This window comes from Escherichia sp. XD33 (assembly GCF_019375075.1).
Lineage (GTDB): Bacteria > Pseudomonadota > Gammaproteobacteria > Enterobacterales > Enterobacteriaceae > Enterobacter > Enterobacter flexneri_A.
In genome coordinates this window covers 1-17,772 of record NZ_JAENDM010000020.1, presented here as the reverse complement: position 1 = coordinate 17,772, position 17,772 = coordinate 1, and the positions used below count along the sequence as shown (strand labels likewise).

20 protein-coding genes and 2 pseudogenes are annotated in these 17,772 nt (G+C 49.6%); 5 read left to right on the top strand and 17 right to left on the bottom strand.

Annotated features, from left to right (window positions below; all coding sequences use genetic code 11):
• Positions 1-85 precede the first annotated feature (85 nt).
• Complete coding sequence (gene rdgC, locus K0778_RS13440) at positions 86-997, top strand: recombination-associated protein RdgC (protein WP_001298537.1); 912 nt, start codon at positions 86-88, stop codon at positions 995-997.
• A 77-nt stretch (positions 998-1,074) separates the two neighbouring features.
• Here rdgC and K0778_RS13435 read toward each other — a convergent pair whose 3' ends face one another.
• The 7 genes and pseudogenes from K0778_RS13435 to K0778_RS13405 all read right to left on the bottom strand — a co-directional run bounded on the left by K0778_RS13435 (position 1,075) and on the right by K0778_RS13405 (position 4,341).
• Positions 1,075-1,158, bottom strand: a complete 84-nt coding sequence (locus K0778_RS13435; protein WP_120795376.1) for a protein YkiD — start codon at positions 1,156-1,158, stop codon at positions 1,075-1,077.
• A pseudogene (locus K0778_RS13430) lies at positions 1,155-1,496 on the bottom strand (DUF2773 domain-containing protein); the annotation flags it as partial. The pseudogene K0778_RS13430 and the gene K0778_RS13435, both read right to left, overlap by 4 nt.
• 147 nt (positions 1,497-1,643) lie before the next feature.
• Positions 1,644-1,928, bottom strand: coding sequence for a pyrimidine/purine nucleoside phosphorylase (gene ppnP, locus K0778_RS13425; protein WP_000941942.1), 285 nt, complete (start codon positions 1,926-1,928; stop codon positions 1,644-1,646).
• A gap of 71 nt (positions 1,929-1,999) precedes the next feature.
• Positions 2,000-2,677: an AroM family protein gene (locus K0778_RS13420; protein ID WP_001276420.1), complete on the bottom strand. Its 678-nt coding sequence runs from the start codon at positions 2,675-2,677 to the stop codon at positions 2,000-2,002.
• Between the two features lie 257 nt (positions 2,678-2,934).
• Entirely contained in the window at positions 2,935-3,126 is a 192-nt protein-coding gene (gene yaiA, locus K0778_RS13415) for a protein YaiA (protein ID WP_001142439.1), read from the bottom strand.
• Positions 3,127-3,175: 49 nt separating this feature from the next.
• Positions 3,176-3,700, bottom strand: a complete 525-nt coding sequence (gene aroL / locus K0778_RS13410) for a shikimate kinase AroL (protein WP_000193393.1) — start codon at positions 3,698-3,700, stop codon at positions 3,176-3,178.
• Positions 3,701-3,876: 176 nt separating this feature from the next.
• Complete coding sequence (locus K0778_RS13405; protein WP_000158153.1) at positions 3,877-4,341, bottom strand: YaiI/YqxD family protein; 465 nt, start codon at positions 4,339-4,341, stop codon at positions 3,877-3,879.
• A 119-nt stretch (positions 4,342-4,460) separates the two neighbouring features.
• Between K0778_RS13405 and proC the strand changes: the two genes are divergently transcribed.
• The gene (gene proC / locus K0778_RS13400; RefSeq protein ID WP_001295331.1) at positions 4,461-5,270 is read left to right on the top strand and encodes a pyrroline-5-carboxylate reductase; all 810 of its coding nucleotides are present in this window, start codon (positions 4,461-4,463) and stop codon (positions 5,268-5,270) included.
• 16 nt (positions 5,271-5,286) lie between these two features.
• Here the strand turns inward: proC and adrA are convergent, their stop codons facing one another.
• The 5 genes from adrA to K0778_RS13375 all read right to left on the bottom strand — a co-directional run bounded on the left by adrA (position 5,287) and on the right by K0778_RS13375 (position 9,104).
• The gene (gene adrA, locus K0778_RS13395; RefSeq protein ID WP_063084646.1) at positions 5,287-6,402 is read right to left on the bottom strand and encodes a diguanylate cyclase AdrA; all 1,116 of its coding nucleotides are present in this window, start codon (positions 6,400-6,402) and stop codon (positions 5,287-5,289) included.
• Positions 6,403-6,503: 101 nt separating this feature from the next.
• Positions 6,504-6,824 carry a phosphate starvation-inducible protein PsiF gene (gene psiF / locus K0778_RS13390; RefSeq protein ID WP_001295332.1) on the bottom strand — a complete coding sequence of 107 codons (321 nt, stop codon included), beginning with the start codon at positions 6,822-6,824 and terminating at the stop codon, positions 6,504-6,506.
• 118 nt (positions 6,825-6,942) lie between these two features.
• On the bottom strand, positions 6,943-8,358 hold the full coding sequence (gene phoA, locus K0778_RS13385) for an alkaline phosphatase (RefSeq protein ID WP_001351635.1): 1,416 nt from the start codon (positions 8,356-8,358) through the stop codon (positions 6,943-6,945).
• 100 nt (positions 8,359-8,458) lie between these two features.
• Positions 8,459-8,719 (bottom strand): anti-adapter protein IraP, encoded by a 261-nt coding sequence (gene iraP, locus K0778_RS13380; RefSeq protein ID WP_000792970.1) that lies wholly within the window; start codon positions 8,717-8,719, stop codon positions 8,459-8,461.
• A gap of 181 nt (positions 8,720-8,900) precedes the next feature.
• Positions 8,901-9,104, bottom strand: a complete 204-nt coding sequence (locus K0778_RS13375) for a hypothetical protein (protein WP_001300163.1) — start codon at positions 9,102-9,104, stop codon at positions 8,901-8,903.
• A gap of 77 nt (positions 9,105-9,181) precedes the next feature.
• Between K0778_RS13375 and ddlA the strand changes: the two genes are divergently transcribed.
• The gene (gene ddlA, locus K0778_RS13370) at positions 9,182-10,276 is read left to right on the top strand and encodes a D-alanine--D-alanine ligase (protein WP_000413677.1); all 1,095 of its coding nucleotides are present in this window, start codon (positions 9,182-9,184) and stop codon (positions 10,274-10,276) included.
• Between the two features lie 23 nt (positions 10,277-10,299).
• Here ddlA and K0778_RS13365 read toward each other — a convergent pair whose 3' ends face one another.
• Entirely contained in the window at positions 10,300-10,512 is a 213-nt protein-coding gene (locus K0778_RS13365) for a DUF2754 domain-containing protein (protein WP_001295334.1), read from the bottom strand.
• 259 nt (positions 10,513-10,771) lie between these two features.
• On the opposite strand from K0778_RS13365, the gene K0778_RS13360 reads away from it, so the two are divergent.
• Positions 10,772-11,080: a YaiY family protein gene (locus tag K0778_RS13360; protein WP_000763151.1), complete on the top strand. Its 309-nt coding sequence runs from the start codon at positions 10,772-10,774 to the stop codon at positions 11,078-11,080.
• A 58-nt stretch (positions 11,081-11,138) separates the two neighbouring features.
• Here the strand turns inward: K0778_RS13360 and yaiW are convergent, their stop codons facing one another.
• Both yaiW and sbmA read right to left on the bottom strand, forming a co-directional pair.
• The gene (gene yaiW, locus K0778_RS13355) at positions 11,139-12,233 is read right to left on the bottom strand and encodes a surface-exposed outer membrane lipoprotein YaiW (protein WP_000092069.1); all 1,095 of its coding nucleotides are present in this window, start codon (positions 12,231-12,233) and stop codon (positions 11,139-11,141) included.
• 12 nt (positions 12,234-12,245) lie between these two features.
• The gene (sbmA, locus tag K0778_RS13350; RefSeq protein ID WP_000477009.1) at positions 12,246-13,466 is read right to left on the bottom strand and encodes a peptide antibiotic transporter SbmA; all 1,221 of its coding nucleotides are present in this window, start codon (positions 13,464-13,466) and stop codon (positions 12,246-12,248) included.
• A gap of 351 nt (positions 13,467-13,817) precedes the next feature.
• On the opposite strand from sbmA, the gene ampH reads away from it, so the two are divergent.
• On the top strand, positions 13,818-14,975 hold the full coding sequence (ampH, locus tag K0778_RS13345) for a D-alanyl-D-alanine-carboxypeptidase/endopeptidase AmpH (RefSeq protein WP_000830738.1): 1,158 nt from the start codon (positions 13,818-13,820) through the stop codon (positions 14,973-14,975).
• On the opposite strand, the gene iprA is transcribed toward ampH, so the two are convergent.
• Complete coding sequence (gene iprA, locus K0778_RS13340) at positions 14,976-15,599, bottom strand: hydrogen peroxide resistance inhibitor IprA (RefSeq protein ID WP_001295817.1); 624 nt, start codon at positions 15,597-15,599, stop codon at positions 14,976-14,978.
• A gap of 87 nt (positions 15,600-15,686) precedes the next feature.
• Positions 15,687-17,654: pseudogene (locus K0778_RS13335) on the bottom strand (autotransporter outer membrane beta-barrel domain-containing protein); the annotation flags it as partial.
• Between the last annotated feature and the right edge of the window lie 118 nt (positions 17,655-17,772).

Here is a 17,772-nt window from a genome sequence, read left to right as displayed (position 1 = left end):
ACGGACAACCGGATTGGCAATGCAAGGCCGCCGACAATTCGTTATCATGCCCGCTAAATTTAACGACAAGGCCGTGGAAATTATCATGCTGTGGTTCAAAAATTTAATGGTTTACCGTCTTAGCCGCGAGATTTCGCTGCGTGCAGAAGAGATGGAAAAACAGCTAGCCTCGATGGCATTTACCCCATGCGGCAGCCAGGACATGGCGAAGATGGGCTGGGTTCCTCCGATGGGATCGCACAGCGATGCGTTAACGCACGTTGCCAATGGTCAAATTGTTATCTGCGCGCGCAAAGAAGAAAAAATCCTCCCGTCTCCGGTGATTAAACAGGCGCTGGAAGCGAAAATCGCCAAACTGGAAGCGGAACAGGCGCGTAAGCTGAAGAAAACCGAAAAAGATTCGCTGAAAGACGAAGTGCTGCACTCTCTGCTGCCGCGTGCTTTCAGCCGTTTTAGCCAGACAATGATGTGGATCGACACGGTTAACGGTTTGATTATGGTGGACTGCGCCAGTGCCAAAAAAGCGGAAGATACGCTGGCATTACTGCGTAAAAGCCTGGGGTCGTTACCGGTTGTACCATTGAGCATGGAAAACCCGATTGAACTGACGCTGACCGAATGGGTTCGCTCCGGTAGTGCGGCACAGGGCTTCCAGCTGCTTGATGAAGCCGAGCTGAAATCGTTGCTGGAAGATGGCGGCGTGATCCGCGCGAAGAAACAAGATCTGACCAGCGAAGAGATCACCAATCACATTGAAGCCGGAAAAGTGGTGACTAAACTGGCGCTCGACTGGCAGCAGCGCATTCAGTTTGTGATGTGCGACGATGGTTCGCTCAAGCGTCTGAAGTTCTGCGACGAGCTGCGCGATCAAAACGAAGATATCGACCGTGAAGATTTCGCCCAGCGTTTTGATGCCGATTTCATCCTGATGACTGGTGAACTGGCAGCGTTAATTCAAAACCTGATTGAAGGATTAGGTGGCGAAGCACAACGTTAATTGCTGATTTTCCTTTAATGCCGGATGCGACGCCTGCCGCGTCTTATCCGGCGTACGAAGCCACACCAGGCATATAATTATTCGCTACGGCGAGCAATAATTTTTAGCGCAGCAATATTATGCGTTTTACGCTGTAACTTGCTCCATGGACGTTGTGTCATTGTTTTTCCTCAAGCCGGTGACGCGCTTCACTGCGAATTTTCCGCGTTGCCCCGGTTTTCACTAAATCACGTAACAGCGAAAGATCGGGTTGTTCGACAAATAAGAGTAATGATGGATCCTCTTTTAACCACGCCGTTTTCACATCGGCAGCCAGCTGTGGATTATTAATAGCCAGCGACCGATCCTGAGGCTCAGTCAATGTCGTTAACAACAACGCCGGGGTATGTGCGTTGCGCAATGCCGTTTGGCGTAAATGATCATTGCGACTTTGCAGCAATGCACGCCACCATTCATCATCTGATTTATCTTTTATCGTAGCCAGTTCCGCAACAATATCTGGAGATCTTCACTGATATTTATATCAACCTTGATAAATTATGAATATATCGGAAATTGAAAAAATCGCAGCAAAGGAAATATTATTATGGGTTAAAGAAAGGATATTTCAGAAAAATGCCCTCCCGTTCAAGGGGAAGGCGAGGAATTACAGATAGCGGCACAGATAAGAGGTGGGTTCGGCAACTTGCAGATGAAACTCACTGTGACCGGGAACATTAAACACCGAACCGGCTTCATACACCTGCCAGTCGGTCGCGTCAGGCAGTAACACATTCAGCGCGCCACTGATTACCGTCATCTCTTCCGGCTCAGCGGTGCTGAAGGTGTATTCGCCTTCAACCATAACACCCACGCTGGCGCGACCAGTGCTGCTGCTGGAAAAGCCGATTGATTTCACTTTGCCGGAAAAGTACTCATTACTTTGAAGCATAAACTGGCCCTGTTTGGTAGTTGAACATCTACTTCACTATAGGGGCCAGAGGCGCTGGCTGTCACGCAAAATTACACCAGTAATTCCGCAGCCAGCCGTGCAATCAATACGTTAGACAGCAAGACAGGAACATCGAGCTGTTTTTGCAGTAAATCGCGATGACGTTGGTGAAATCCTAAACAATCCAGCATGATGACATCAGCCCCTTTTGCCAGTAATTCTTTCCCGGCATCAATGATTTTTTGTTCTGAATCATGAATGGGGTTACCCAATGAAAATACCGGCGATTTCTGCAAAATTTGCCATTTTTGCGCCTGAACGGGCAGCATCTCCTCAACCGGAACGATAACCCCCACCTGATGATCTTCAACAATAGAGGAAACCAGTGGAGGCAATATTCGCGACGGCTCAAGAAAGATCGTATTACGCGCAGTCATACTACTAATGTTTGCTGTACTCATTAATAAAATGACGTCATAACCCTGATTATCGAGCACTTCAACCACACCTTGCAGGTCACGCTCCACTTTGCGACGCGAAACATGGGCCAGCTGGTTGTCATTTAATAATGTGAGAATGGTGTCTTCGCCTGCTTCTGGCGCGTACTCCGCCATCACTTCTTCACGACTTAACTTCCCCAGCAGGCTATGATGGGAAATATTATCTTCGTCAATGTATTCCGTCAGGAGCGGCAAAACTTCCTGCATAGGTACAATGCCGATGGTCAGGATCGCCAACGACGCACTCATTGTTCATCCACCTTACTTTTCTTTCGTCGTTAATTACCGGGCAAGTGTGAAGCACCACTGCTGACACTTACTTGTGCTACAAATGACAAAAAGCGTAGCAGCAGACGTGCACGGCATAATGTAAAGATTCCAAATGATTCCAGTAATGGATTGTTATTGTTTAATATTCTAATTATTAGAAAAACATGAATTATGAAAAATGTGACGCAGATCCCTTGTAGTGGCACTCAGAATCCCTTCCGAGCAGTCTGATGCGGTCACTCTTTGTCAGGGTCCTCATAGCGTTTTTTCGCATCCATCGCTTCCTGAGCGGTCGGATGTTCACTGATCAACGAGTCTGGTTTAGGATGATCGGCTCTGAGTTGGTACCAGGTTACCGTCTGTCCTGGTTTTCCTTTTTCAATCGTCACTATATATGCTTCACGAGGATAAGGCGGTTTCGTTGGCATCGTTCTTCCTTATTTCACGGGATGAACGTTAAGTATAGGCGCTCGAAAATCAACAATTGATCGTCTGTGCCAGGGCGCTACGAATTTCAGAAATCACCTGGCTGGGTTCGTTTGTTGCGTCGATGATAATATGCGCAACTTCGCGATATAGCGCATCGCGTTCTTCCAGCACTTCCTGAACTTCTTCGCTCAGCGGTTTTCCCGTTAAGGTTGGCCGTAAATCTTCTTCCGGTGCAGCTTGCAGTCGGTTAACCAGGACTGATACTGGCGCACACAAATAAACCACGATCCCGTTATTTTGCATGAAGTGACGATTAAATTCCGTCAGAATAATGCCGCCGCCTGTAGCGATAACGGTGGATGGCGCAGTTACCGCTTCCAGCGCCGCCGTTTCTCTGGCGCGAAATCCCGCCCACTCTTCCCTTTCGACGATCTCCGCGACCGTCATATTGAGCTGTGATTGCAACCACTGATCGGTATCGACAAACCGACGGTTAAGCGAATCGGCAAGGGCCATTCCGACCGTTGTTTTACCACAGCCCCGAGGCCCGATCAGAAAAAGAGGTTGTGTCATCGTGGGTTTTCCCCAATAGGTCGCAATGCGGCGAAAGCCGGTGTCATGAGAATAGCGATCATACCATCAAACTAGTACAATTTCGATTGTAAAGGAAAAATTCCACTTAAAGTGAAAATCTCAATACACCCCTTACTATACCAATAAATATTCAAGAATGAAGTGTAAATAATAAATTACATTTGGCCGCGACTACGTTGCACTTCCAGCCACCATTTCTCCAGCTCCGCAGCAAAGGCCTGGCGGTCACGTTGTGAAAGACTATCTGGTCCGCCGGTCTGGATCCCACTGGCACGTAAGGTATCCATAAAATCGCGCATCGTCAGGCGCTCACGAATGGTCGCTGGCGTGTAACGTTCGCCGCGCGGATTAATCGCCGCAGCGCCTTTCTCGATGGCTTCAGCAGCCAAAGGTATATCTGCGGTGATCACCAAATCGCCCGCTTCACACTGCCGGACAATTTCGTTATCGGCAACGTCGAAACCTGCCGCGACGCGCAGCGTACGAATAAATCGCGATGGCGGCACGCGTAAACTCTGGTTTGCTACCAGTACCAGCGGCATCTGCATACGTTCCGCCGCGCGATACAAAATCTCTTTAATTACATTGGGACACGCGTCGGCATCCACCCAAATTGTCATAAAGTCATCCTTTGTTGGGTAATCCTCTATTGTGTCGCGCTTTTGCCTTCCGGCATAGTTCTGTTTATGCTTCTGCCAGCGATTATCAAAACAATGAATTTCACGGCAGGAGTGAGGCAATGGAAAAGAAAATCGGTTTTATTGGCTGCGGCAATATGGGAAAAGCCATTCTCGGCGGTCTGATTGCCAGCGGTCAGGTGCTTCCAGGGCAAATCTGGGTATATACCCCCTCCCCGGATAAAGTCGCCGCCCTGCATGACCAGTTCGGCATCAACGCCGCAGAATCAGCGCAAGAAGTGGCGCAAATCGCCGACATCATTTTTGCTGCCGTTAAACCTGGCATCATGATTAAAGTGCTTAGCGAAATCACCTCCAGCCTGAATAAAGACTCTCTGGTCGTTTCTATTGCTGCAGGTGTCACGCTCGACCAACTTGCCCGCGCGCTGGGCCATGACCGGAAAATTATCCGCGCCATGCCGAACACTCCCGCGCTGGTTAATGCCGGGATGACCTCCGTAACGCCAAACGCGCTGGTAACCCCAGAAGATACCGCTGATGTGCTGAATATTTTCCGCTGCTTTGGCGAAGCGGAAGTGATTGCTGAGCCGATGATCCACCCGGTGGTCGGTGTGAGCGGTTCTTCGCCAGCCTACGTATTTATGTTTATCGAAGCGATGGCCGACGCCGCCGTGCTGGGCGGGATGCCACGCGCCCAGGCGTATAAATTTGCCGCTCAGGCAGTAATGGGTTCCGCAAAAATGGTGCTGGAAACGGGAGAACATCCGGGGGCACTGAAAGATATGGTCTGCTCACCGGGAGGCACCACCATTGAAGCGGTACGCGTACTGGAAGAGAAAGGCTTCCGTGCCGCAGTGATCGAAGCGATGACGAAGTGTATGGAAAAATCAGAAAAACTCAGCAAATCCTGATGACTTTCGCCGGACGTCAGGCCGCCACTTCGGTGCGGTTACGTCCGGCTTTCTTTTCTTTGTAAAGCGCCAAATCTGCCGATTTCAACCACTCACGATAGTGACTCATTTGTGGGTTCAGCGGCGCAACCCCCACACTAATCCGTAAAGTTACCTGTGGCGTATTCGGCAAACGTAATGTATTTAGCCCTTCATGCACTCGTAACATGGCGGTAATAGCGCTCTCAGCTGGCGTACCGGACATGATTACTGCAAACTCATCGCCGCCAAACCGACCAATCACATCGCTACCGCGCAGGGTAATTTGTAACTGTCGGGTAAGCGCCACTATCGCTTCATCGCCCACATCATGGCCCCAGGTATCGTTGATGCTCTTGAAATGGTCGATATCGATAATCAGTAACGTTGCATCGCGATTATGCCGCCGACAGTTATCAAATTCATTGCGTAACATAGTTTCCCAATGACGTCGGTTATACACGCCCGTCATGCCGTCGCGGGTACTCATGACCTGCAACCTGCGTTTATGCTCCGCCAGTTTGGTTGCCGTCTGGTAGCTGACCCAGCCAAACAGCAGAGGATAAATGACAATAATGGGAAGGGAGAGCCACCATTCCAGCGGCGCACTATTGAACGACACGGTAATGCCCGTCAGCTCGAGGGTGACAAGGCAGGAAACCACCATCAACACCAGACCCGCGACAAACAGACGGGGGCCGCCTGCCCCCATCAAATTCAGACACATAATCATCAACATCGCGGTGGAAGGCAGCACGTTTACGCCCATTACGCCTACCCACATTCCCGCTAATACTGCATCGGTTTTTAAGTTGTAAATTTCCCGGCTAAGCGGATCGACGGCCCTGCTCGCTATCTGCCAGGCTAAATGCGGCCAGACGAACGCCCAGCCGACCAACACCAGCCACCACCAGCCCGGCGGCGGGTGCGAAACCAGCGTTGAAGCAATCGGTAAGAACATGCCAGCCAGGCCAACCGCACGGGGTAGTCTGACGCGACGGGCGAAGCGCAGCCCGGACCGCTGATGTTCGTTTTGAGGAGTTAAAGGAGGTTCCTCCCCATGCGCCGCCGCTTTTTTGAAAAAGTTTTCATCATTCATTATTTTTGGGAACATTCAGAAACAATTTTCCCAAATTATAGAGACGGGGCTAAAGGCAGAAGTATGAAATTTCGGGTGAGCCACTTTCGTAGCTCACCCGTTAGCACTATCAGGTATCAGGCGGCTTTCTTGAGGCAGGCACTCATAAACTTATTACGATCATCACCTTTCAGAGATTGTTGCGTTGCTTGATTATTACATTCGCGCATCTTTTGCTGCTGTGGCGTCAAACTTTTTTCACCAGGCGCAGACTTGCTGTTCTTCAGGCAATCACTCATGTAGGTCTTACGAGCATCCCCTTTCAACGCCTGCGCCGTCGCCTGCTGATTACAGGAGGTCATACGCTGTTGTTGCGGGGTTAAGGTTCTCTCGGCAGCGCCGACGGTGGTTAAAAAAACCAGTCCGAAAAGCAAGGTAACCAGTAATGTTATTTTCATAGCACCATCCCTCTTCATGTTTTAACCATGAGCGTTTGCGCCCGTGATCTGCCATTAAGTCTGGTTGCTAACAGCAAAAAAACCACCCGACAGCGAAAATTCACCGCCGGGCGCGGTTTTATTTCAGCCCCAGGGCGGCTTTCATGGTGTAGAAGAGATCGGTCTGGTCGGTCAGTCCAACGACATTGGCGGCATGTGGGCCATACGCCGCAATACGCAGCTGACTACCGGTATGTTCTTGTGAATCCTCTTCGGAGTTCCCGTAACTCATCACCATCACTGCGCCATCTTTGGTATTTAGCGCCTGGGTGAGGCCCGGCGCTTTGGTGTCCGGCGCAACAATCTGGCTGGCGTGGGCGTGATCAGCGGTGACTATGACCAGCGTGTTGCCATCCTTTTTAGCGAATTCCAGCGCCCGTTGTACGGCTTCGTCGAGATCGACCGTCTCGCCAATTTGCCCACAAGGATTCGCAGCGTGATCCTGTTTATCGATTGATGCACCTTCAACTTGCAGGAAAAAGCCTTTCTCATTTTTACTCAACAATTCAATGGCTTTATCAGTCATCTGCGCCAGGGTCGGTACGCTGTCATTACGTTGCGGATTAGGCGTACAGGTAACTGCGGGCTTGTCGATATTGCCGTGGTACGTTGCTTTCGGTCCTTGCCAGCGCACTGGCATATTGCCGTCAGCAAACAGTCCTAGCAGGGGTTTTTGCTGGTTCGCTTCCGTCACCGCATTCAGTGAGGCAGCATCGCTCACCAACTGATAACCACGCGCCTGTGCCTGTTCACGCAGCGTTTTTCCCTGCCATTCACCGGCGGTTGCCGTTTCAGCAAAGGTTTTTGCGCCGCCGCCAAGCGTAACATCGGCACGAGCGTTAAGCAGCTGTTCGGTAATCGATCCTCTCCCGCCTTTTTCTAGCGCGTTACCCGGACATTTTTCACTGGTCGCGCTCGGACCGTAGCATTTGCGCGAGGTCACATGTGCCACCAGCGCAGCGGGCGTGGCATCCTGCAACTCTGCGGTAGAAACGTTACCGGTCGCCAGACCTGCGGCTTTTGCCATTTCCAGAATCGTTGGGTGATCTTTTTCGTGAATATCGACGCCCAGCGCGCCGTTATAGGTTTTGACACCGGTTGACCAGGCGGTTGCTGATGCAGCCGAGTCGGTGACGTAGTCCGGTTTGCCGGTTTTTTTATTCAGCGCATAGTGAGTGTATTGCCCGGTAAGCGGTAAGGCATCGATACCTTTAAAAAAGCCGCCCGCACCTTCGGCATAATTACGTGCGGCAGTAATTTCCGAATCCCCCATCCCATCGCCAATCAGCAAAATAATATTTTTTGCAGGTTTATCGCTAAGAGAATCACGCAGAGCGGCGGTCTGATCACCCGTTAAGCGGCGAGCACCGCCGGGTGCAGTAATATCGCCCTGAGCAGCCCGGTTTTCCAGAACAGGCATTTCTGGTGTCCGGGCTTTTGTCACAGGGGTAAACAGTAACGGTAAGAGTGCCAGTGCAATAGTGCTTTGTTTCACTTTATTTTCTCCATGTACAAATACATTAAAAAATAAAAACAAAGCGACTATAAGTCTCGGCCGTGACAACTTTATGACAGCTGTTGAAAAGATTAACTTTTTACTGACGAGGATGCTTCAATAACTTCTTTACGTAATCGCGCAGCAGCTCCGTATCGTCGTCAGGAATGCTGGCATCGGGCTTTACCTCGTACAGCGCCCCCTCTACCTGATCAATCAACCGCTGTTGGTCATTTTGCGCCATATTGCGAAGCATTGCAGTGACGATAATCTCCAAAGCTTCTACCTGCGCACACAGTTCTTTCGACTCTTCTTCTTTTTGGGCAAGCTTAAATAACAACTCAGCAATGAGATTTTTCATGTCTGTATTTCCTTATCCAAAGTATGGAGAAGTTAACATTATGTTTCACAACTTCATAGTGTCTGGAAGTATTATTTTTATGACAAAGGAAATACTTTGCGCAAATATTTTTTGTTTGATTACCAGCGAAACGTTTCTCTTATTTAAATAACTACCCACACAAAATATAGGCTTTTAATTATCAACCTTTATTATAAATAAAAGTTATGAAATATATTCTCTTCGTTAACTTATAATTAAGAGAAAAAAACTCACCGCATGGCCATTTAAGCCAGGAATAAATTAGCTTCCCGTTCATCATTTTTGTGATCTTGCGCACATCTTTGAGATAACGCACTTTCTTCACCAGTACGTTGCACGCTTTGTCAGCAGAAGATTGCAACAATCTTTCAGAAGGCCGCGAATCCCCCGTTTTGTCGTGGTAATGTATGCACTTTGTGTTAGACGGGATAGGTTTTTAAGATGGAAAAACTGCGGGTAGGAATCGTTTTTGGTGGTAAATCAGCGGAACATGAAGTGTCTCTGCAATCGGCAAAAAACATTGTCGATGCCATTGATAAAAGTCGCTTCGACGTTGTGCTGCTGGGCATTGATAAACAAGGGCAATGGCACGTCAGCGATGCCAGCAATTATCTGCTAAATGCAGACGATCCTGCCCATATTGCGTTGCGCCCTTCGGCGACCAGCCTTGCGCAGGTGCCAGGTAAACATGAGCATCAGCTTATCGACGCGCAAAACGGTCAGCCGTTGCCGACGGTGGATGTCATTTTCCCGATTGTCCACGGTACGCTGGGCGAAGATGGTTCCTTGCAGGGAATGCTGCGGGTCGCCAATTTACCGTTTGTAGGTTCTGATGTTCTGGCTTCAGCAGCCTGTATGGATAAAGATGTCACCAAACGTCTGCTACGCGATGCCGGGCTGAACATTGCGCCATTTATTACCCTGACGCGCGCCAATCGTCACAACATTAGTTTTGCCGAAGTGGAGTCTAAACTGGGGTTACCACTGTTTGTAAAACCGGCTAATCAGGGCTCTTCTGTTGGTGTCAGCAAAGTAACCAGTGAAGAACAGTACGCAATTGCCGTCGATCTGGCGTTCGAGTTCGATCATAAAGTGATCGTTGAGCAAGGGATCAAAGGTCGTGAGATCGAATGCGCAGTTCTGGGCAACGACAATCCGCAAGCCAGCACCTGTGGAGAGATCGTACTCACCAGCGACTTCTATGCCTACGACACCAAGTACATTGACGAAGATGGCGCGAAAGTGGTAGTTCCGGCAGCCATTGCACCAGAGATCAACGATAAGATCCGGGCGATTGCCGTTCAGGCTTATCAGACGTTGGGATGCGCAGGCATGGCGCGTGTAGACGTGTTTTTAACCCCAGAGAACGAAGTGGTGATCAACGAGATCAACACACTGCCTGGCTTCACCAACATCAGTATGTATCCGAAGCTGTGGCAAGCCAGCGGTCTGGGTTACACCGATCTGATCACACGTTTGATTGAGCTGGCGCTGGAGCGTCACGCTGCGGATAACGCATTGAAAACCACAATGTAATATTTTAACGCCCGATAATATTCTTATTGGGCGTTTTCAGTTTCTTCATCGCGACGACGAATAATCAACCCCGCCAGCCAGAAACTAATCACCCACGTCACCAGACCGACGGCATAGGTCTGCCAACCTTTTGCTTCAAATCCCAGTAACCCCACCACGCCATTAAGAATGAATATAAGGCCAATGGCGAACGCATAGTAGTGCCAGTCACGGCGGATTTTTACAGGCAGATTCATGGCAGCTCCGTTAACGAAAAACAACATCCTTGCATATTCTGTAACAACCGTCTGTGGTGTAGACAACATTTTCGTAATTGTTAATAAATTTAACTTAAGGTTGCCATTTTGTGACTCACAACGAAGATTCACGCTTCGGGAATATTCCCAACATCAATTTACCATGATTCTGATATTGACAATCTAAATGACCTGTCAGACTTGCCATAAGCCGCTGGTATCACACCAGAAGAGAAGCAGATGACTTCCGGAGGTTTTTATGGCTGATTTCACCCTGTCAAAATCGCTGTTTAGCGGAAAATATCGCAATGCCTCTTCAACGCCTGGCAACATTGCCTATGCGTTGTTTGTGCTGTTTTGCTTTTGGGCTGGGGCGCAATTGCTGAACCTGTTAGTGCATGCGCCCGGCGTCTATGAGCGTTTAATGCAGGTCCAGGAAACAGGTCGCCCACGGGTGGAAATTGGTTTAGGTGTCGGCACCATTTTCGGGCTGATCCCGTTTTTAGTAGGCTGCCTCATTTTTGCAGTGGTGGCGCTATGGCTGCACTGGCGACATCGCCGCCAGTAAGATTTACGTTGCCAGATACGGCCTAAAACGCCTTATCTGGCATGACATTCCTGTTTGATCACTGTTTCATACAACGCGCCCGCCGTTCGTCTACGCGCTTCGCAAACCAGGCCGTAGTCAGGTTGCGGGTGATTTTCGGGCTTTCCAGTTGAATGCCAGGCAACATTTCGCGGGGTAGTGATTTACCCGTTTTCGCTTCGGCAAGTTGATAAACTTTCTTGTACAGCGCCGTCTCCTCAAAAGAGAAGCTGTCACCTTTCTCTAACTGACGGCGAATTTCGCTGTCGCTCATCCCCAGTTTTCCCGCCAGTTTGCGCGTTGCCAGTTCGGTTTTCCCGGGTTCTTTACTGTCGTAACGAATTAAATCACCGTCCAGTGCCAGCTTCACGCCGCTGGCCTTACTGACTGCGTTCTGAAACGCGGCATTACGGCTGGCGTACCAGCCAGCGTTAAAATCAGCAAAGCGGTATATCGGTGCGCTATAGCTGGCGGGATAATTCAGTAAATGGTAAGTACCAAACCACAACCCGCCGCGGCGACTGAAGACTTCCTGACGAACTGTACCGTCCATTTTCCACGGATACCCTTTGGTATGCTGTTCGGCAAAAGCAATGCTGACCTGCATCGGCCCACCGGTGCGCACCGGATTAAGCGAACCAAACAGCGTCTGCCCCATTGGTACCATGCTGATCAGATCGTCAAAAATCGCGCTCAATTGCTTTTCTGTACGCACCGAATCTAACCGTTCGCTATAACTTTTGCCGTTTGGCGATTTGATTTTTAGCGCGGTATGAACCAGAAAAGCAGGAATGTGCATCCGTTCAGCACGACGGTCAATCTCTTGCCAGGCGATCTTGCTTAAGCCCGGAACGGCCGGATCTGCCTGATAATTTGACTCCTGCTGCGCCACCGCCAGCACCGAGCAGACGTTTTCCAGCGTCGGTGCCAGCCCCTGACTTTCAAAGGTGGTGGCGAGATCTTTCGCCCAGGCATCGCGGTCTTTCACGCTCGCAGGCATCTTCTGCCGCACGACGCTCGCCACATCTATCGCTTTTTCGCCCTTTTTCAACGGTTGCGGAGCCTGACTACTACACCCCGCTAAAACCAGAACCGCCAACAATGACAGCGAAGATAGAGGATTGACGCGCGACATTACTTCTCCTTTTTAGCTCAAGGTATGGGTTACTTCCTGAATTTTGTCACCATCCAGTTCATGTTCAAAGCTGCGCAGACGTTTGTAGATAGACATCAACTCAACCAGTGTGGTCCATGAGTTAATCAGGTACTGGAAAGCACCGCGAACCTGACCAAAAACGTTGGTAATCTGCGTCATCAGGCCGAGCGTAATCGTACCGGCAACAATTGACGGAAACAGCAAGAACAAACCGAAAACGTTATCGACCTGCAAATAGAGAATGCGGGCGATGTTGAAATACATATAGTGAAAATAGAGGCGGAAATAGTTTTTCCGCACGGCGCTAAACAGCTCGCGTACCGTAGGCGGCGTCGCACGCGTGGCATCGTCTTCACCATAAACCAGCTCTTTACGGTAGGCGGCCTCTACTCGCTGGTTTTTAAACTCCAGCCCCGGCAGTTTGATCCCTACCACTGCCAGCAATCCGGTCCCCATCAGCGACCAGACGATAGCGGCAATCACCAGACCATACGGAATGTGCCCGATAATCGGCAGCTCCGGCACATGCGTGGAGAGCGTTACCAGCACCGGCAGGAAGGCGATCAACGTCATGATGGCGTTGATAAAACTGACGCCCATATTCTCCAGCGTTGAAGCAAAACGCATGGTGTCTTCCTGCACACGCTGTGCGGCCCCTTCGATATGACGCAGTTGTTGCCAGTTCGCCATGTAATATTCGTTCATCGCCGTACGCCAGCGGAACACGTAGTGACTGACAAAGAAGTTGTTCAGCACACTGATCACCACAGCGATCAGCGCAATCCCCAGAAAGACGCCCACTTCGCGGTAAAATTGTTCGATAGTGACTTTATGCGGCGAACTTAGCGCGGTTTGAATCAGATCATAGAACGGTGCATACCAGGCGTTGACGGCGACCCCGACTTCCACCAAAAACCAGGTGACGAAGATGATCAGTGCAGTACCGAGTATTGACCAGTATTGCCAACGGTGCGGGCTGTAGATAAACCAGAAAAATGCAAAAAGTCCTACGCAAACAATGTAGTAAGCGTAAAAAATCAGGAAATCCAACGACCAGAAACGCGCGGCGCTAATCGGGATCTGCCCGGAAGCGCCAGTGATACGCGCCACCCAGTCTCCCCCACCGGCTTGCCAGAAGATAACGGCAATCAATGCCCAAACAAAGGCCGAGAGAAAAAACGCTCCCGGCTTTGGGAAAAAAGATTTAAACATATGCACTCCTGCTAACTTCTTATCGTTTTAACAACTGCTGTGTATTAACCGCATGACCACTACAAAGCGTCAGCCAAATGAAACCGCCCATTGTGACCCATAGCAAGGTGCTTAGTTCGCCAGCCTGACCATAAGAATTGTTTCGACGGATTTCACAAACCAAAGATTGTTTACATAAGCGGATTAACACGCGCAGGATCACAAATGCAGGCATTGGTGAGCAGGAAAAAGATCGTGTTTACGCGCCGTTACGTTTTTAACACTATTATTGCACTAATTCGCCCTTTGCAATCCATCAATGAGTAGTATAAATACGCTCAGTTACCTTCATTCAATTTATGGACACCACCGTTGAAACGTAGTCTGCTTTTTTCTGCCGTGCTGTGTGCGGCGTCATTGACCTCCGTCCATGCGGCGCAGCCGATCACTGAACCGGAGTTTGCCTCTGATATTGTCGATCGTTATGCCGATCATATTTTTTACGGCAGCGGTGCCACGGGGATGGCGCTGGTTGTTATCGACGGTAACCAGCGCGTCTTTCGTAGTTATGGCGAAACGCGACCTGGTAATAACGTTCGCCCGCAGCTGGATTCGGTCGTGCGTATTGCTTCCCTCACCAAACTAATGACCAGTGAAATGCTGGTGAAATTGCTCGACCAGGGGACCGTAAAGTTAAACGATCCGCTAAGTAAATATGCTCCGCCAGGCGCACGCGTGCCGACCTACAATGGGACGCCCATTACCCTAGTGAATCTGGCAACCCATACCAGCGCCCTGCCCCGTGAACAGCCCGGTGGCGCGGCACATCGTCCGGTGTTTGTCTGGCCAACGCGCGAGCAACGCTGGAAATACCTTTCTACGGCGAAGCTGAAAGCCGCGCCAGGCAGTCAGGCGGCGTACTCTAACCTTGCGTTCGACCTGCTGGCAGATGCACTGGCGAATGCGTCCGGCAAGCCTTATACCCAGTTGTTTGAAGAGCAGATTACCCGTCCATTGGGGATGAAAGACACCACCTACACCCCCTCACCGGATCAGTGCCGCCGTTTAATGGTTGCTGAGCGCGGTGCCAGTCCGTGCAATAACACGCTGGCGGCAATTGGCAGCGGCGGCGTCTATTCCACGCCTGGCGATATGATGCGCTGGATGCAGCAGTATTTGTCATCTGATTTTTATCAGCGCAGTAACCAGGCAGATCGCATGCAGACGTTGATTTATCCGCGCGCGCAGTTTACGAAAGTGATTGGCATGGATGTCCCCGGCAAAGCGGATGCGCTTGGTTTAGGCTGGGTATATATGGCCCCGAAAGAGGGTCGTCCGGGGATTATTCAGAAGACAGGCGGTGGTGGCGGTTTCATTACCTATATGGCGATGATCCCGCAGAAGAATATTGGCGCGTTTGTGGTGGTCACTCGTTCGCCGTTGACGCGCTTTAAAAATATGAGCGATGGCATCAATGACCTGGTGACCGAGCTAAGCGGGAATAAACCGTTGGTTATCCCCGCGTCCTGATTAATACTCTGAAGGCAAACGGTTGATAGCGACCAGTTTGCCTTTATTCATTTCGATATAGCCGCCTTTACGCAAAGCAGCGAGAACTTCTGCGACGACAGAACGCGATATGCGTGTACGTTGATGGATATAATTCATCACACCAATACGTGAGCGCAACTCTTCATTCCAGTCAATCATTGATAATAATGTTGCGCGGATTTGTTCGTAGGAATTATGCCCAATGAGCTGCACGTCGCGTAATTCCAGAATTCTATTTTGCCAGGCTAACCAGTAAAAAGCGTCTCGCCAGAGTTGATTTTGTTCAATAAGCGTAATGGTTTGTTTGGCTGGTAGATGATATCCCGTACAATTTCCTTCTGATATTAATTTGTATGGTATATCGTTTTTCATTAAACCATCAGCCAGCCCCATAATATAAGGAGCCTGGGTAATACCGATAAGTACGTTTTCTTCTCTACGCAGAGAGATAACTCCCTCTAAAATAACGAAAGTATCTTCGCTATTGACATCACTGGAAAATATAACTTGCTTTTCATTATTAAACTCGAAGCGCGTACCGTATCTGGACAAACATTTATCGAGCTTACCAAATTCCTGAAGAGGTTTAACTACAGATAACATTTGCGCGTCCTTTGCAGTAATGCCCGTCAAATCCTTGACGGGCATTATTTAGATTAAATTACCAGAATTTCTTCGGAGTGAAGAATATTACCAGGTATATTTAACACCCACGTTCGCGGACCAATCTTGATCTACGTCACCACCACCGAGGTAGTTAGCATCGGTATAGGCGCTGAAGTTCTTGGTGAAGCTGAACTGAGTACCCAGACCAACACGTACCGCAGACCCTTCAGTACCGTTATCGATGGAATCACCGTTCACATCGTTATCGTTGTGAGAGTCGTCGTAGACGTAAGCCAGTTTGAAGTACGGAGTCAGAGCCTGGTCTTCGCTGTAGGTGAAGGTATAACCTGCATCTACACCCAGTTCATAACGCATGCTGTCGTAAGACTGACCGTCAACTTTCATGTCGTTGCTCAGCTGGTAGTCATCACCAGACTGGAACAGACCAGAAATGCTGCCGTAAGGAGTCACATAACCAGCATCACCCAGTTTGAAGTCGTAACCGGCTTTCAAGCCGAAGCCCCAAGCGTCGGAGTTGGTGCTACCGTCAACGTAAGTACCGTTGCTCATGGTTGCAGACAGGTCGTTGTTGAAGTGAGAGTAGCTCAAGCTACCATCAACAAAGACGTTGTTCGCGAAGTGAGCAGAAGAGTAGATGTAGGCAGTCTGGCTATCTTGATCTACCTGACCAGAACGATCATTCATGTCACCTTTAGCGAAGCCTGCAGCCGCACCGACGATCCACTTAGCGTTGTTACCGTCAATTTTGGTATCAACACCGACCATGATGCCGTTAACATCCTGATCATAGTTGATGGTGCCGTTGTCGCCGTTGAAGTTACCACCGAAGTAGCTTACCCATGCGCCGCCGTTATCAGCCAGACCATGACGAGAGTTGGTCAGACGAGTACCAACGGTGTCTTGTTCCAGGTTCCAGATATTGGTGTTCGCAGACGGGATGCTCAGTGCCATGTTAGCGTAGTCGGTCAGCTCCATCTGTTGCAGAACAACGGTGTTACCGCGCTGTTCAGCCTGATAGGTGTATGCACCCAGGTCAGCTTTGTTAGCAGCAGAGAAGGTCGCGTTGCTATTTTTGTCGTTGACGTAGATCAGCTCGTTGCCGTTGTAGTCAGCGATAGAACCAGCACCAGTAGCGTTGTCGATACGAACTTTGTAGTTACCGGTTGCAGCTGCAACATGGTCACCGTTGTTATCAACTTCGTTCTGACCAGCTTCGATAGAAGCAGTGTTGTCGTTATCGCCGTTACCGTTAATGGTCAGGTGACCATCAGAGTTCATTGCGATTAAGCCATAACCGTAGTTTGACTTGGTAGTATCGTTGGTACGGTCGTTGGTCAGGTCTGCATCAAGTACGAAGCGGTTGCTTTCGATGTTGAACACACCAGCGTGAATGTTACCACTGGTATCAGTAGTGCTGGTCAGGTTCAGAGTATCAACCTGCAGAGCATTCGCCGCAGTGTTACCTACATCCAGAATACCGTCGTTAGTCACTTTGATGTTGTTGGCATACAGAGCAGCATCACCTACAGCCCAACCAGCAGAAACTTCATCAGAAATGGTTACGGTACTGTTGTCGACAGTCAGTGAATCAGTTGCAACATGACCATCTTCGTTGATGTTCAGCGCAGAAAGACCTGTCAGAGAGATAGAGTCAGAAATCAGCGTTGAATCAGCAACATTAACAGTTGAACCACTGTTGATGCTCAGAGTATCAATCAGAGAAGTTTTGGTGGTATCCCACTGTGAACCGGTGTTCAGGGTCACATTGAACAGACCGCTCTGGTAAACTTCGTTACCGATGATGTGATCAAATTCGCTGTATTCAGAGTCGCTGTTTTCTACACCAACAGTTGATGAAGGCCACAGGCTGTTAGCTGCGATATCGATCAAAGTTGCAGTTGCTTCGGTGCCTGTACTGGTATCAATAACAACCCCGTTGTCATTGTAAACAGGACCGTAAGCATCTGGCACACCATCATCATTGGTATCAACAGTTAAGTGCGCAGACATTGCCGCACCAACCCACTTGCTGATCTTACCCAGCAATAGTGGACACGCGGCTAAGTGAGTAAACTCTCAGTCAGAGGTGACTCACATGACAAAAACAGTATCAACCAGTAAAAAACCCCGTAAACAGCATTCGCCTGAA